Raw genomic sequence first — 15,252 nt, 5'->3', positions numbered from 1 at the left:
GTACTGTTCTCCACTAACCTCTCCTCGCTCCATTGCGCCGCGCAACAATGGGATCAGCGGAAATACCCCGGGATCGCAGCCGGAAAACAGCCGCGGAGAATAGACGCCAATTCCGCTGAAGGTCAGGCGAGGTCCGCGACCGCTGGATTGAACCTGACCGTCCTTCAGGTAGAAGTCCCCATCTGGATGATGTGGAGGATTGTCTACCAGTACCAGATGTGCGAGTGAGCTGAAATCGCGCCGAAGGCTCGAAAATGGGAAATCCGTCCAGATATCGCCGTTGACGACCAGAAATGGTGCATCCCCCAAGCGCGGCAACGCGCGCAAGATCCCGCCACCGGTATCCAGCGCTCCCTCAGGCTCGGGCGAGTACTCTATGTGAACCCCGTAGCCGGAGCCATCTCCGAGCCTCGTTTCGATTTGCGTCCCAAGGTGTGCATGATTGATCACGAGTTCGGTAATTCCGGCACGCGCCAAAGCAGCTATGGTGTGCTCGATCAGCGCCCTTCCACCGGCCTGCAAGAGTGGCTTGGGTACGTTGTCGGTCAGCGGCCGCATGCGTTCGCCGCGACCCGCGGCCAGGATCAGGGCCTTCATACCGATGCCAGGGCGCTGACCTTCAACTCGTCCAGCACCGCCACCAGCGGTTCCAGGTCCTCGCGCTCACGGGCTACCTCGACCACATAGCCCAGAGTCCGCGGGATATCGGCCAGGTAGCCGGGTTTTCCATCGCGGTGGTTCAGGCGCGCGAATATGCCAATGGCCTTCAGGTGCCTCTGCACGCCCATGGCATCGAACCAGTCCAGAAACTGCGTGGCACTCTCCCCGACCGGAATGCCGGAATTTGCAGCGAGATCGTAATAGCCTTTTGCCCAGGACCGCACCTGTTCGGCGGGCCAGCGGATGTAGCAATCACGCAACAGCGACACCAGATCGTAGGTAACGGGACCGACCACGGCGTCCTGGAAATCCAATATGCCCGGATTCTTGGCGGGTACCACCATGAGATTGCGCGAGTGGTAATCACGATGGACCCACACGTGCGGCTGCTCCAGGGCAAGAGCAACAAGACGGGTCCATACCTCGTCCAACAAGCGGTTCTGACCACTCGAGAGCTTCTGCCCCAACTCTCTGCCCAGATACCACTCACGAAACAGCTCCAGTTCCGCATACAGCAACGTATCGTCATACCGGGCCAGAAAGCTGCTGTCGGTGTGGATTCCCGCCTGCAGGACTATCAGGGCGCCCAGGGCATCGCTATAAAGCCGTTCCACCGTATCCGGGGCGAGATGCTGCAAATACGTCTCGTTGCCGAGGTCGCTCAAGAGCACGAATCCGGCGTCCGCATCGCTGTCCAGAATCTCCGGCACGTTCAGGCCGAGATCGCGCAGCCGCCTGGCTACAGCTATGAAAGGAGCGACATCTTCCTTGTCCGGCGGCGCATCCATTACGATGCAGGTCCCGTCTGTCGTCGTAACACGAAAATAACGACGAAAGCTGGCATCCTCGGATGCCGGGCGGATGTCCTGGAAAGCGCTGTCGAGGCGGCCGGGAAGCCACTTTCGCAAACTCTGCATTCGTTGGTCCATGGAATGTCCTGCCGCTGGCATCGACGGTGCTTGATAGGCCCCAGATTCTATGCAATTTTACCGAACAGCAAAAATCCAGCCTGACCATGTCCTACCTTCGCAGCATCGCATCGGGCCTTATTGGTCTTGTTCTTCTCGGCCTTCCCCTCGCACGGGCGGCCGCTCCGTCGACGGCTGTCACACACAAGGGAAGCGGTGAGGTCGAACAGATTCATATCACTGCCGACCACCTCACCGCGACCCGTGATGGCAAGGTTGTGCTCGAGGGTCATGTCACCCTGGTTCGCGGTGGACAAACGATCTCGGCGGATCGCGTCGTGTACGACCGCAAGAAAAACACCGTGGATGCCCAGGGGAGCGTGAAGCTCGTTACAAAAGAGGGTGACCACTTTCAGTCCACCAGCACGTTCCTGCGCCTCAATGACAACACAGGCAATGCCGGCGCGGGCCAGTACTTCCTCCATGTCAGTCACGGGCGTGGACACGCCAAAAAAGTCCTGTTCGAGGGCAAGGAAAAGCTGATTCTCAAGGGCGTGCGATTCACCACCTGTCCCGCAGACCGGGAAGACTGGCACCTGTTCGTCAGCACCCTCAAGATGAACCGGAAACGGGACACGGGCACGGCACACAACGCCGTCCTGCTGCTGAAAGGCGTGCCGCTGATGTACACCCCCTACTTGAGCTTTCCCCTGAGCGATCGGCGCCAGAGCGGCTTTCTCATCCCGGACATGGGAAGTACGGACACGATCGGAACCTATTTCGCCCTCCCCTACTACCTGAACCTGGCACCGAATTACGATGCCACACTGAGACCCCGGTACATGAGCCTTCGCGGCCTGCAGTTGCAGACCGAATTTCGGTACCTGGGAAAGAGTCTGGAGGGTACGGCCGAAATTGAGGCCCTGCCCGGCGACCGTGTGACGGGGACAGACCGCTATGCCGCGTCCTTGCACCACAAACAACGGCTGTCGGATCACCTGACCGCAAACGCCGACATCAACTGGGTTTCGGACCAGGACTATTTCGACGATTTCTCATCCAACCTGTCCCTGACCAGCCGGAGCCATCTGCCCCAGAATCTGACCTTCCAGTACCAGAACCGGGACTGGACCTTGGCGGCCCTGTTTTCCCGCTACCAAACCCTGGATAAGACCCTGCTCACCACCGAGTACCCGTATGAGCGGCTCCCGCAGCTTTCCGTTGAACTTCGCCCGCCAGAACGGGCCAATCAATTGAACTACACCCTGAGGGGCAGCGCCACCATGTTTCGCCATGAAGACCCGGCCATGCCCACCGGCGAGCGCCTGACCGCCAATCCCGGCATCAGCCTGCCCCTGCGCCGGGACTTTGGTTACTTCGTTCCGCGCCTGTCGCTCTATCACAGTTCGTATTACCAGCAGAGCAACGGCGCCAACGGCGGATTTACTACGGGTGTCGCCAGTATCGACAGCGGCCTGTATTTCGACCGTTCCGTCGGCCGCGCCACAAGTCACTGGAAACAGACCCTGGAACCGCGCCTGTTTTACGTCTACTCGCCGTATGTAAACCAGGACAGCCTGCCGGTCTACGACTCGAATATTCCGGAATTCACCTTCGATTCACTGTTCCGGGAAAATCGCTTTGTCGGTGGCGATCGCGTGGGCGACACCAATCGCCTGACCGCGGCCGTCACCACGCGCCTGGTGGACGAGAACACCGGTATCGAGCGGATCACGGCGAGCATGGGACAGGTGTTCTATCTGGCGGACCGCCGTGTAAGCATTCCGCCCGGCGCGCCGGCCACCACCAGCCAGTCGGACCTGGTGGGGGAACTGAGCGCCTTCATCGGGCGCCATTGGTATTGGCGCGGCAGCCTGTTCTGGGACCCGGCCAATGCCATCACGGATGCGCACACCGAGTATCTGCAATACCATCCGACCAAGGACCGTATCCTGAATTTCGGATACCGGTTCCGGCGCGGGGTACAGGATCTGGTGGATATATCCACCCAGTGGACCCTGGGTTCGCGCTGGACGGTCCTGGCGCGCAGTCAGTACTCGCTTCTGGACCAACGCAACTTTGACACTACCCTGGGCCTGGAATATCGCCAATGCTGCTGGGCCCTGCGGACCGTCGCCAATCGCCGCATCAACCAGAATTCGCAGCAGGTGAACTCGGTAGCGGTACAGATCTCCTTCAGCGGGCTGGGCGGAACCGACTCGGGGAGCCTCCGCAACACCCCCCTGAACCAAACCATATTGCCCTGAGAGCGCAACGCGGCCACGCGGGATAATCTGGTCGTGACTGGATCATGATATGCTATCGCCCGCCTGTAGCAGACGTGAAAATCCATGAAATTCCGCCTTCTTTTTCCGCCGCTTTTCGCGGCGATCCTGCTGTTCCCACATCCCTGGTCGACGAACGCAGCGGCACGCGCCGCCGCCAACCCGACGTTGCTGGATCGCGTGCTCGTCGTGGTAAACGATGATGTCATCACCGAATCGGAACTCGCCGCCCGGGTGGCGGCGGTTAAACGCCAACTTGCGGCCCGTCGCATCAAGCTCCCACCGGAAAACGTACTTCGGCAGCAGGTCATGGATTCCATGATCCTGGAACGCATCGAACTGGATCGGGCCAAGAAGCTTGGGATCAGCGTGGACGATGCGCAGATTGATCATGCGATCGAGGATCTGGCAAAGCGAAACCGGATGAGCGTCTCCCAGTTCTACCGCCATGCCCGGCAGGACCACATGGACCGCAAGTCCCTGCGCGAAGACATCCGCAACCAGATCATCATTTCCCAACTGGTACAGCGCGAGGTCCGCGACAAGGTGACCGTGTCGGAACACGAGGTAGACGCGTTTCTGCGGGACCAGAAACAGCATGGCGGTGGCGGGGAAGAATTCAATCTCTCGCATATCCTGATCCCGGTTCCCGATTCGGCGAACCGTGAAACCCGGCAGCGGGCCCGAATGCTGGCCCAGGAAATCCGTGCAAAGGTGATGCAGGGTGGATCCTTCGAGCAGTATGCCCTCCGCTACTCCAAGGGTCCGACCGCGCTACAGGGCGGTGTCCTCGGCTGGCGCAAGGCCGGTCAGTTGCCCGGCGTCCTGCTCAAGGCCGTGCGCGCACTGAAACCGGGACAGGTATCCCGGGTCATCGCCGGCTCCAATGGATATCATCTGCTTCGCCTCAACGCCCGCCGTGGTGGCAAGCTCGACAACAAGGTTACCCAGACCCACGTTAGACATATTCTCATCCGGCCATCCGCGATCCGGACCCCGGCGCAGTCAGAGCAGCTCGCAAAACTCCTGCGTGCCCGCATCCTCGCCGGAGAGAGCTTCGCCAATATTGCCCGGGCCGATTCCGATGACGCGGCAAGCGGTTCGCACGGTGGAGATCTGGGATGGGTCACGCCGGGCCAGATGGTTCCCGAGTTTGAGGCGGCCATGAACAAACTCAAACCCGGACAGATCAGCCAGCCCGTTCGCAGCCGCTACGGATATCATCTGATCGAGGTCCTCGGGCGCCGGCAGAAAGACATTGGCAAGGAACGCAAGCGCGTGTCTGCGCGCCAACAGATCGCGGAACGCAAGAATGAGGAACGGCTGCAGGAATGGCAGCGTCAGCTTCGTGAAGAAGCCTACGTCGAAGTCCTGGCCTCGCCGGATTCCTGACCCGTAGCCCTGAGGCATCCGGGAAGGAGCGAAGATCCTGGATGCAGACCAAAACCATGAGCCGCTTGCCCTGCATCGCATTTACTCCGGGGGAACCCGCCGGTGTCGGACCCGATCTCGCGGTCCTGGCCTTCGATCGACTGAATTCAAAGGCCTGTTCGCTGGCTATCATCGCTGATCCGGATCTGCTGGCGCTACGGGCGCGGCAACTGGGTCGCCCGCTGGAGCTGCCCGCGTGGGAACGGGACCGTCCCGGTGCCGGCATCCTGCCGGTTCCTGCACGCGCGGAAGTGCATCCGGGCGCACTGAATGCGGCCAACTCTGCCTATGTCCTGGACACGCTGCAGCGTGCCGCCGACGGATGCCTGCAAGGCGAATTCGATGCCCTGGTCACCGGACCGGTCCACAAGGGCATCATCAACGAGGCCGGGATCCCATTTACCGGCCACACCGAATTCCTGGCGCAACACAGCAAAAGCCCGCAGGTGGTCATGATGCTGATCGCAGCGGTTCCGGGCCACGCATCTGCCCCTGCCTCCCGCAACACTGGCGCTTTCCTGCGCGTCGCCCTGGCGACCACGCATCTGCCCCTGAAGGCGGTGCCGAGTGCCATCACGCCGGAACGCCTGGAGGCGACGATTCGCATACTGCACGATGAACTCGAAAGTCGCTTCCACATATCCTCCCCGGACATCACGGTGTGCGGGCTCAATCCCCACGCCGGGGAAGGAGGGCACTTGGGCAATGAGGAGATCGATATCATCGCGCCGGTGGTGGACCGCCTGCAGGCCCTGGGAATGAATCTGCGCGGCCCGGTCCCGGCGGACACGGCATTCACGCCCGCGTCCCTGGATGGCGTGGATGCCGTGCTCGCGATGTACCATGACCAGGGCCTGCCCGTCCTGAAGTACGCCGGTTTCGGTACCGCGGTGAACGTAACCCTCGGTTTGCCCTATGTCCGCACATCGGTGGACCACGGAACCGCCCTGGACCGGGCCGGAACCGGCAGCGTCGACACCGGTAGCCTGGTGGCGGCCCTGGAACAGGCGCTGGAAATGGTGTCGCCATGAACTCCCACGCCCGGCCTCGCAAACGTTTTGGTCAGCACTTCCTGCACGATCCAGGCGTGGTCCGGCGCATCCTGTCCGGCTTCGCTGCCCGGCCCGACGACCTGGTGGCCGAGATCGGACCCGGACCGGGCGTACTCACGCGGGAACTCGCGGGACAGGTGCGGGAGCTGCACGCGGTTGAAATCGACCGCGATCTGGCAGCCGAACGAATTGCGGAATTTGCCGATGTGCCCTCGGTCACCGTACACATGGCGGATGCGCTGGAATTCGATTTTTGCGCCCTCGCCCCGGCCCCGCGATCGCTGCGGCTGATTGGAAACCTTCCGTACAACATCTCGACTCCGCTGCTGTTTCACCTGCTTCGCGGGGCGGCGTGTATACGCGATATGGTCTTCATGCTGCAGAAGGAAGTCGTCGATCGAATGGTGGCGGGGCCGGGCAGCCGGGACTATGGTCGCCTGTCCGTCATGGTGCAATGGCGCTGTCGGGTCGAACGCCTGTTTACCGTTGGCCCGGGGGCCTTTAAGCCGCCGCCGAGGGTAGATTCCGCCGTCGTCCACCTGTGGCCCTACGAGACTTCGCCGGTCCATGTGGAGCAACCCGATCGATTCGCCGACATCGTTCGCGAGGCCTTTGGACACCGGCGAAAAACGCTACGCAATGCCCTCCAAGACCTCGTGCCCGAGGAAGTCATTGCCGGTCTGGGAATCGATACGAACCGCCGTCCGGAAACCCTGTCGGTCGCCGAATTCGCCGCCATCGCCAACGCCACAGGGAATCCGTCTGGCTAGGTCGCCACGGTTGGCGCGGAGCGGTGCGAGACATGGCGCAGTTCGGCCAGCACTCCGACGTAGACTATGCGCGAACTCGCGAGCACGGGAAGCGCAAACACCATACCCGGCAGACCAAACAGATTGCCCGCGACGATGATGGCAAGGAGCGCGATCAGGGGATGAAGATTGGCGGCACGCGCGAGGACGGTTGGCACCACGACCAGATTGTCGTTCAGCTGTCCGACCACAACGACCGCCACGGTCGCCACCAGCAACCCCGGATCGGTACCCAGTGACAGGGCGACCAAGAGCGGCGCGACCAGGCCCAGAAGCGGGCCAACGTAGGGTATCAGATTGAAAACCCCGGCGAGGATTCCAAGCAAGGGCGCCATGGGCAGACCAATCAGCGCAAAACCGATTCCGGTAACGGCGGCCATGATCAGGGACTGGACCATTACGCTGCGTACATACAGCTCCAGTTGTGACGCCACCTTGTGGTAGATCATCAGACTCTTCTCAAAAATCTGGTTCGGTGCCAGGGAGATCAGGGCATTGCGCAGACTGCGGTAGTCCCGCAAGAGAAAAAAGCTGACTGCAGGAATCAACAGCAACCACAGGGCCACGTCGGCCACCAGCCCGGACGCACTACCCAGGAGGCGGGCGGTCGTATGCTGTACCAGGGCAGAGGCCGATGGCACCAGCGAGTTCGCCTCGAGGGAAATGCCCAGGGTCTGACTGAGCCAGGCCTGCACGATGCCGGCCAGACGCGCGACGTTCTGCCAGGCCAGAGGCAGGCGCTCGTGGAAGACCGCAAACTGGTCACCGACCATGGGAATGATCGCGACAACGAACCATGCCAACAAGGCGATCACGCCCAGCAGCACCAGTGTGATGGCTGCGGTCTTGTTGATCCCCTGACGTTGCAACAGACTGACCGCAGGCTCCAGCAAGACGTAAAGCACGGAAGCGATTAGCACCGGGAACAGGATCGTCTTCAGCAACCAGGCGAAGAACAGGATCGGTATCGCCACCGCGAGAAAAATCAGAAGTGCCTGAAACTCCGGTCTGCGCACCAGATTCACGAACCGGCTCCCGTGTCCCCCAACTGGGCATTGGCCTGTCGCAGGCGCTCCGCCTGGACCTGACCCAGTTGCAGCAGTACGCGTACACCAAGACGGGGGGATCGCTCCACCCATTCCTGCAAGTCGGGCCGGAACAGGCCTACCAGTTCGGTCTGGCCCACGGCGGTGGCATCGGCAGTCCGTGTCTCTTCGCCAAACAGGGCGACCTCGCCGAAGAAATCTCCCGGGCCCAGGATCGCCAGGCGGCGGTTTCCCCACGATATGGCCACCTCTCCGGCGAGCACGATGTACATCCCCAGACCCAGCTCGCCGGCGCGGAATACGGGCTCACCATCGGCATAGACGCGATGGTACATCCCGCGTACGAGACTGCGGACCACCCGCATCGGGATTCCGGCAAACACGGGGGTCTCGGCCAGGGCATGAGCCGCCTGGACTGTCCAGTGCTTGTGTCGTCGAAACAGGTTGTCCCAGAAGGGATTCAGGTTCCCGCCTTGTGCCACCTTGCCCCCGTGCATCGTGTAGGTCTGCAGGGATCATATCATCCGTCGCGAAGCGGCGCGCACCTCACAAATGCCGCGAACGGTTATACTGAACTTTTTCGCGCACCCCGCGTGTCGAAACCGGAACCGACGCAGCTACGCCATGAAGACTCCCAGACCCTGCGGAAGCTGGCCTTCCTCCATCAGCGCGGACATGATCGCTGGCGAAACCATCGGTCTGGAACAGATTGTCCTCGACGGAGACGATATCTATTGGCTCGAAAAACGGCCCGCGGAAGACGGGCGCCAGGTCATCGTGCGCCGACGTGCCGACGGAACAATCGACGAAGTCCTGCCCTCACCCTACAGTGCGCGATCGCGCGTACACGAATACGGGGGCGGTTCGTACACCGTACACGCAGGTACCGTGTACTTTGTCGACGACCGTGACCAGGGCATCCATGTATTGAGACCGGACGGAACCATCGCGGCCCTGTCGGTGACCCCGGGCCTGCGCCACGCCGAACCTCGCGTGGATCCCGGACGTCGACGCCTGATCGTCATCGGCGAAGACCACGGCGGAGCGGGCGAGCCGAACAACTTTCTGGCGGCCGTGGGTCTCGATGGGGGTGGCATCGACGTCCTCCATGAAGGACATGACTTCTACGCCTCGGCCAGCCTGAGCCCGGACGGAACACGGCTTGCCTGGCTGACCTGGGATCACCCGGACATGCCCTGGGACGCCACCACGCTCTGGCTTGCCCGGCTGGATGCCAAGGGCAGACTGCACGACCCCCGCGCCGTAGCGGGTGGTGGCAGTGTTTCCATCTTTCAGCCCCAGTGGTCTCCCGATGGCAAGCTGTATTTCGTGTCTGACGCCAGCGCCTGGTGGAATCTCCATCGGCTGGAAAACGGCCGCGATGAGGCTGTGTGCGAACTGGACGCGGAATTCGGCCTGCCACAATGGGTGTTCGCCATGTCCACCTGGGGCTTCGATTCCGCCAATCGCATCGTCTGTGCGTCCTGTCGCCACGGTCTCTGGTCCCTCGGATCCCTGTGCACCCGCACCGGGGAACTGCAGCGCCTGGACACACCGTACGATGATCTGTCCGGGGTCCGGGTCGGCGCCGGCCGCGCCGTGTTTCTGGCCGGTTCCGCCACTTCACTGCCGGCGGTTGTGAGCCTGGACCTGGAAACCCGCCAAATCGAGGAACTCAAGTCCGCTGGTACGGCGCCGGTGGACAGGGACACGATTTCGCGCGCCGAACCGGTCGAGTTTCCCACTGCCGACGGCATGACCGCCTACGGCTTTTTCTATCCACCGGCGAACGACCAAACGCGGATCCCGGAAGGGGAGCTCCCGCCCCTGATCGTCATGAGTCATGGCGGGCCTACGGCATGCGCATCCCCTGGCCTCAACCTGAAGATCCAGTTCTGGACCAGCCGCGGCTTCGCCGTGCTCGACGTCAACTACGGCGGCAGCACCGGCCATGGCCGCCGTTTCCGCGAGCGTCTTCGTGGCAGGTGGGGCGTGGTCGACGTAAGCGATTGCGTGGACGGCGTGGACTGGCTCATCGGCCAGGGAAAGGTGGACCCTGCCCGGCTCATCATTCGTGGAGGCAGTGCCGGAGGCTACACCACCCTGTGTGCCCTCACGTTCACGGACCGGTTTCGTGCCGGGGCCAGTCTGTACGGGATCGGCGATCTGGAGACCCTGGCCACGGATACGCACAAGTTCGAGTCCCGCTATCTCGATCGCCTGGTCGGCCCCTGGCCCGAGGCAAAGGAAATCTACCGCGAACGCTCGCCCCGCTACCACGCCGCGAGATTGTCGTGCCCGGTGATCTTCCTGCACGGTCTCGAAGACCGCGTGGTTCCTCCACGGCAGGCGGAGGATATGGTCGAGATCCTGCGCGCCAAGGGTGTTCCGGTAGCCTATCTGGCGTTTCCCGGGGAACAGCACGGATTTCGCCGCGCCGACACCATACGCCGCAGCCTGGAAGCGGAACTGTATTTCTATTCGCGGGTGTTCGGTTTCGCTCTGGCGGAAAACATCGAACCGGTGGAGATCCTGAATGCCCCGTCGCCTGGAACAAGAAAATAGGAGCAGGCCGATCTAGCGGCCCGGGTGGCGGGTGGTCAGGAGTTCGGCCATCTCTGTGCGGTTTTCCAGCCGCATCACCGTGGTCTCGATCCAGTGCTCGGCACGATCGCGAATCTCCTCCGCGCTGAGTCCTCTGGAATCGATCGGCGGACCGATTGCGACCGTCACCAGCCCAGGTCCCACGCGAACACTCTGGCGTGGCCAGGCGGACCCGGCGTTGTGGGCGATTGGAACCACCGGGTAGCCCGTTTCGGCCGCGAGCACAGCACCGCCGAGGCCGTAGCGACGGCGATAACCGGTGGGCACGCGCGTCCCCTCGGGGTACACGACAACCGTCTTGCCGCTTTCCAGGCGCGCACGCCCCTGCTCGATGATCTGGTGCACTGCCCGACGCCCGGCACCGCGGTTGATGGCAATCGGTGCCAGGGTGGCGAGGCCCCAACCGAACAGGGGGATCCATGTCAGTTCCCGCTTCAGCACCCAGACTTGCGGAACCGGCAACAGCGCGGGAAGCGCGAAGGTCTCCCAGGTCGACTGGTGCTTGCACATGAGAATCATGGATCCCGAAGGCAGGTTTTCCAGGCCCTCCACCCGATAGCGAATACCGCAAAGAATCCGCGCCAGACCGATCATGAACCGGCCCCACTGGGTCGCGACGCGGTAGACGCGGTATGGCAGCCAGAATATGGCTATGACCACGGGTGCATAGACGACGATGGAAAGCGCCATGATGACGTGAAACAGGAGCGACCGTAGAAGCTGCATGGGTCAGGCTTTCAGGCGTCCGGTCACGAGCTGATCGGTGAAAGTCGCGAGGTCATCGAATATCGGCACGCCCTCGAGTTCGGGACCGGGCTCGCTCAGGGTGCGTTCACCTTTCCCCGTGCGCACCAGCACCGGTGTCGCACCGGCCTCGCGCGCCGCTATTACATCCCGCGCCGAATCACCCACCGCGTAGACGCCGTTGAGATTGGTGTTGAGGCGTTTCGCGATTTCGATATACAGGCCGGGCCTGGGCTTGCGACACTCGCAATGGTCGTCCGGACCGTGCGGACAGATGAATATCCCATCAATCTGGCCGCCCTGCTCAGCCACCTTTTCAATCATGCGCGCATGGATACGGTTAAGCGTGTCCATGTCGTAGAAACCGCGGGCGATTCCCGACTGGTTGGTGGCCACCACCACCTGGTAATCGGCCCGGCTCAGGCGGCCGATGGCCTCGATACTGCCGGGCACAGGAATCCATTCATCCGGTGACTTGATATAGTCGTCGGAGTCCTCATTGATGGTGCCGTCGCGATCGAGAATGATCAGGTTCATGGTGAAAAAGGCGCTGCCAGAGGGAAAATATACCACAGGAACGACCGTCGCCGCCGACCCGCGCGGGCGGGCAAAACCGCCTAGTCCTGGCGAAACTCCGAGACGCGAATGCGCCCGTTGATCATCCGGCTTTCACGTCCCTGGATCTTGTCCATCTTGTCCCAAAAGGCCTGACGCAGATCGAATTCGGCAGAGATGGCGGTGCCGATGAGCAGGATCAGGAGATCCGCGGTTTCTTCCGCCAGGTCTTCCGTGGGCTTGCCCTTGGTCACGGCCTCGGCAATCTCCCCGAGTTCCTCGGTCATCAGCGCGATACGATAGGTCAGGTCCTCGCCCCCGGTCTCGCGGAAACGATGCTTGTCGTGAAAGGCCTGCACCGCCGCCAACATTGCTTCGTAGGAATCGCGTTGAATCTCGTCACTCATGGCGCAAACCCTGAAGTCAGTCCTGCAGTTTTGACAGATCGGCAACACGCAGGAAGAGCTCACCCAGTCCAGACAGAAGTGCAAGCCGATTGTCGCGCACGGCCTCCTCTTCAACCATGACCATGACGCTGTCGAAGAAGTCATCCACCTGGGGGCGCAGGGCCGCCAGCTTTTTCATGGCCGTGGTGTAGTCGCCGCCGTCGAACAGCGGCGCCAATTCCTCCCGCAGCGCCTTGACCTTTGCCGCCAGGACCTTCTCCGCGGGTTCCTGCAGTAACACCTCGGATACGTGATCCCATTCCAGCTGCTCTCCCTGCTTGAGGATATTGCGTATGCGCTTGTTGGCGGCGGTCAGGCTGGCGGCTTCCTTCATCTTCAGGAATGCCATGACCGCGGTCACGCGCAGACCAAAATCGAAAGGCTTCGAGGGATTGCAGACGCGCACGGACTCGAAAACATCGTGCCGTACGCCGGCGTCGGCGTAGTAGGCTCGCAGCCGCTCCATCATGAACTCGTACACCTGTTCCGCGGCTTCCGCGGATTTGGGTAGCCCCTGATGGGCCCGCAATGCCTCGTCCAGCAAGGCGCGTAGATCCAGATCCAGCCGGCCCTCGATCATCGTACGCAAGGCACCCAGCGCTGCGCGTCGCAAGGCGAAGGGATCCTTTTCGCCGGTAGGGATTTCGCCAACCGCGAAGATGCCCGTCAGGGTATCCAGACGGTCGGCAATCGCCAACGCGCGCCCGGCCGTGCTCGGAGCTACCAGGTCACCGGCAAACCGCGGCCAGTAGTGTTCCTCGATGGCCTCGGCCACGGCCCTGGGTTCGCCGTCGTGCAGGGCGTAATAGCGACCCATGATGCCCTGCAGTTCCGGAAATTCGCCCACCATGCCGCTAAGCAGATCGGCCTTGGAAAGAACGGCAGCGCGTTCGGCCTCGGCGCGGTCACCGCCCAGTTGCTCGGCGATAATGCTGGCGAGACGGGTGATGCGCTCGCTCTTGTCGTAGACCGAGCCAAGCCGTACGTGGAAGACCACGTCCTTGAGTGCCACCACCCGGCTTTCGAGTTTCTGTTTGCGGTCCGTATTCCAGAAGAACTGGGCATCGGCGAAGCGCGCGCGCAGCACACGCTCATTGCCCTGGCGGACCACGGCCTTGCGACGGCTGCGAATATTGCTGACTGTCAGGAAGCAGGGCAGTAGCCGGTTCTTGCTGTCCACGACCGGGAAATATTTCTGGTTGGCCTGCATGGTGCTGACCAGGGCCTCGTGTGGAACGTCAAGGTATTCGGCGTCGAATCGCCCCAGGATCGGCTCTGGCCATTCCACCAGACTGGCGACCTCGTCCAGCAGATCCTCCTCGATGTGTGCGCGCCCGCCTTCCTTCGCCGCCAGTCTCATCACGCCGGCGCGGATGCGATCTCGCCGTTCGTTGAAATCGGCCATCACGAATCCGGACTTCTTCAGCACGCCCTCATATTCACGGGCATTCTTCAGGCGCAGACCCCTGGGATGATGGAATCGGTGCCCGCGACTCTCACGCCCGGAATGAACCGACAACAATTCAGCGGGGATCACGCGATCGCCATGAAGCAATACCAGCCAATGGACGGGGCGTACGAATTCCGCGTCCAGGTCACCCCAATGCATATGCCTTGGAATTGGCAATCGACCCAGGGCCTGCCGCAGAAGATCCGGGATCAGAGTCGCCGCGGCACGGCCGGGCTCGCGATGGCGGTGCACCAGCCATTCGCCCTTGTCGGTCTTTACGCGTTGCAACTTGTCCACCGACACGCCACAGGAAGTGGCAAAACCCTGCGCGGCCCGTGTCGGCGCCCCGGTTTCATCAAAGGCCGCCTGAATCGCGGGTCCGCGCCGTTCCAGGTCCTGGTCGGGCTGCCTGCGCCGTACACCGGGGATGCGCACCGCAAGCCTGCGCGGCGAGGCGAAATTGCGGTAGTCGGCCTGATCGTCTTCCAGCAGCTGGGCCTGCGCCAGGGCATTGTGCAACTCGCTGCCCAGGGCCTGACTCAGAGCCAGCAGTGCCTTGGGAGGCAGTTCCTCGGTCCCGATCTCCACCAGCAGGTCAGGCGAGGTCTCCGCAGTCTTTCTGCGGCTTGTCTTCTTGCCAGTACTCTTCTTCTTGCGCGCAGTCTTCTTCGCGCTGGTGCCTTTGCGCGCCACCTTCTTCGACCCTTTCCTTTTGCTAGCCACGGCGCGCCCCCTGGTTCAGACGCGGGAAACCCAGGCTCTCGCGGGATGCATAGTAGGCCTCGGCCACGGCACGGGCCAGGGTGCGAATGCGACCAATGTATCGCGCACGCTCGGTCACGCTGATCGCATGCCGCGCATCGAGCAGATTGAAGCTGTGGGATGCCTTCAGCACCTGATCGTAGGCCGGCAGGGGCAGACCCGCTTCCATCAGCCGTTGGCTTTCAGCCTCGTACTCTCCGAAATGGCGAAACAGCACATCGGTGTCGGCCTGTTCAAAGTTGTACGCCGAAAATTCCACCTCGTTCTGACGATATACATCGCCGTAGCGCACACCGTCAGTCCAGACAATGTCAAACAAGCTATCGACTCCCTGCAAATACATGGCAATTCGTTCCAGGCCGTAGGTGATTTCGCCGGTCACAGGACGGCAGTCCAGACCACCTACCTGCTGGAAATAGGTGAACTGCGTCACCTCCATGCCGTCCAGCCAAACCTCCCAGCCCAGACCCCAGGCGCCCAGGGTCGGTGACTCCCAGTTG

Annotated in this window: 14 protein-coding genes; 5 read left to right on the top strand and 9 right to left on the bottom strand. The window is 62.1% G+C overall.

Annotated features, from left to right (window positions below):
* Positions 1–597, bottom strand: a 597-nt coding sequence (locus tag P8X48_09775; GenBank protein MEJ2107598.1) for a nucleotidyltransferase family protein, incomplete at its 3' end; no start/stop codon positions are given.
* A complete protein-coding gene (locus tag P8X48_09770) occupies positions 594–1,589 on the bottom strand; it encodes a phosphotransferase (GenBank protein MEJ2107597.1) in 996 nt (331 codons plus the stop codon). The genes P8X48_09770 and P8X48_09775, both read right to left, overlap by 4 nt.
* Before the next feature lie 86 nt (positions 1,590–1,675).
* Between P8X48_09770 and P8X48_09765 the strand changes: the two genes are divergently transcribed.
* The 4 genes from P8X48_09765 (at position 1,676) to rsmA (ending at position 7,106) form a co-directional block, all read left to right on the top strand.
* On the top strand, positions 1,676–3,835 hold the full coding sequence (locus P8X48_09765) for an LPS-assembly protein LptD (GenBank protein MEJ2107596.1): 2,160 nt from the start codon (positions 1,676–1,678) through the stop codon (positions 3,833–3,835).
* Positions 3,836–3,919: 84 nt separating this feature from the next.
* Positions 3,920–5,245, top strand: a complete 1,326-nt coding sequence (locus tag P8X48_09760) for a peptidylprolyl isomerase (GenBank protein ID MEJ2107595.1) — start codon at positions 3,920–3,922, stop codon at positions 5,243–5,245.
* Positions 5,246–5,301: 56 nt separating this feature from the next.
* Entirely contained in the window at positions 5,302–6,315 is a 1,014-nt protein-coding gene (pdxA, locus tag P8X48_09755; protein ID MEJ2107594.1) for a 4-hydroxythreonine-4-phosphate dehydrogenase PdxA, read from the top strand.
* Positions 6,312–7,106 (top strand): 16S rRNA (adenine(1518)-N(6)/adenine(1519)-N(6))-dimethyltransferase RsmA, encoded by a 795-nt coding sequence (gene rsmA / locus P8X48_09750; GenBank protein ID MEJ2107593.1) that lies wholly within the window; start codon positions 6,312–6,314, stop codon positions 7,104–7,106. The genes pdxA and rsmA overlap by 4 nt, the downstream gene beginning before the upstream one ends.
* Here rsmA and P8X48_09745 read toward each other — a convergent pair.
* Together P8X48_09745 and P8X48_09740 are read right to left on the bottom strand one after the other, a co-directional pair.
* Positions 7,103–8,170: an AI-2E family transporter gene (locus tag P8X48_09745; protein ID MEJ2107592.1), complete on the bottom strand. Its 1,068-nt coding sequence runs from the start codon at positions 8,168–8,170 to the stop codon at positions 7,103–7,105. The genes rsmA and P8X48_09745 overlap by 4 nt on opposite strands.
* Entirely contained in the window at positions 8,167–8,688 is a 522-nt protein-coding gene (locus P8X48_09740) for a cyclic nucleotide-binding domain-containing protein (GenBank protein MEJ2107591.1), read from the bottom strand. Before P8X48_09740 ends, P8X48_09745 begins: the two co-directional genes overlap by 4 nt.
* 127 nt (positions 8,689–8,815) lie before the next feature.
* Between P8X48_09740 and P8X48_09735 the strand changes: the two genes are divergently transcribed.
* Positions 8,816–10,756 carry a S9 family peptidase gene (locus P8X48_09735; protein MEJ2107590.1) on the top strand — a complete coding sequence of 647 codons (1,941 nt, stop codon included), beginning with the start codon at positions 8,816–8,818 and terminating at the stop codon, positions 10,754–10,756.
* Between the two features lie 12 nt (positions 10,757–10,768).
* Here the strand turns inward: P8X48_09735 and P8X48_09730 are convergent, their stop codons facing one another.
* The 5 genes from P8X48_09730 to P8X48_09710 form a co-directional block, all read right to left on the bottom strand.
* Positions 10,769–11,521 (bottom strand): lysophospholipid acyltransferase family protein, encoded by a 753-nt coding sequence (locus P8X48_09730; protein ID MEJ2107589.1) that lies wholly within the window; start codon positions 11,519–11,521, stop codon positions 10,769–10,771.
* 3 nt (positions 11,522–11,524) lie between these two features.
* Entirely contained in the window at positions 11,525–12,076 is a 552-nt protein-coding gene (gene gmhB / locus P8X48_09725) for a D-glycero-beta-D-manno-heptose 1,7-bisphosphate 7-phosphatase (protein MEJ2107588.1), read from the bottom strand.
* A gap of 80 nt (positions 12,077–12,156) precedes the next feature.
* A complete protein-coding gene (locus tag P8X48_09720; GenBank protein MEJ2107587.1) occupies positions 12,157–12,501 on the bottom strand; it encodes a nucleoside triphosphate pyrophosphohydrolase family protein in 345 nt (114 codons plus the stop codon).
* A gap of 16 nt (positions 12,502–12,517) precedes the next feature.
* On the bottom strand, positions 12,518–14,713 hold the full coding sequence (glyS, locus tag P8X48_09715; protein MEJ2107586.1) for a glycine--tRNA ligase subunit beta: 2,196 nt from the start codon (positions 14,711–14,713) through the stop codon (positions 12,518–12,520).
* Positions 14,706–15,252 (bottom strand): glycine--tRNA ligase subunit alpha (locus tag P8X48_09710; protein MEJ2107585.1); only part of this gene is annotated, 547 nt, incomplete at its 5' end. The genes glyS and P8X48_09710, both read right to left, overlap by 8 nt.

Source organism: Acidiferrobacteraceae bacterium, assembly GCA_037388825.1.
In the GTDB taxonomy this organism is placed as follows: domain Bacteria; phylum Pseudomonadota; class Gammaproteobacteria; order Acidiferrobacterales; family JAJDNE01; genus JARRJV01.
This window is presented reverse-complemented; position numbering and strand designations above follow the sequence as displayed.

Coding starts and splice junctions, on each gene's coding strand:
- P8X48_09770 (MEJ2107597.1), bottom strand. CDS start 1,589: ATGGACCAACGAATGCAGAGTTTGCGAAAGTGGCTTCCCGGCCGCCTC.
- P8X48_09765 (MEJ2107596.1), top strand. CDS start 1,676: ATGTCCTACCTTCGCAGCATCGCATCGGGCCTTATTGGTCTTGTTCTT.
- P8X48_09760 (MEJ2107595.1), top strand. CDS start 3,920: ATGAAATTCCGCCTTCTTTTTCCGCCGCTTTTCGCGGCGATCCTGCTG.
- pdxA (MEJ2107594.1), top strand. CDS start 5,302: ATGAGCCGCTTGCCCTGCATCGCATTTACTCCGGGGGAACCCGCCGGT.
- rsmA (MEJ2107593.1), top strand. CDS start 6,312: ATGAACTCCCACGCCCGGCCTCGCAAACGTTTTGGTCAGCACTTCCTG.
- P8X48_09740 (MEJ2107591.1), bottom strand. CDS start 8,688: ATGCACGGGGGCAAGGTGGCACAAGGCGGGAACCTGAATCCCTTCTGG.
- P8X48_09735 (MEJ2107590.1), top strand. CDS start 8,816: ATGAAGACTCCCAGACCCTGCGGAAGCTGGCCTTCCTCCATCAGCGCG.
- P8X48_09730 (MEJ2107589.1), bottom strand. CDS start 11,521: ATGCAGCTTCTACGGTCGCTCCTGTTTCACGTCATCATGGCGCTTTCC.
- gmhB (MEJ2107588.1), bottom strand. CDS start 12,076: ATGAACCTGATCATTCTCGATCGCGACGGCACCATCAATGAGGACTCC.
- P8X48_09720 (MEJ2107587.1), bottom strand. CDS start 12,501: ATGAGTGACGAGATTCAACGCGATTCCTACGAAGCAATGTTGGCGGCG.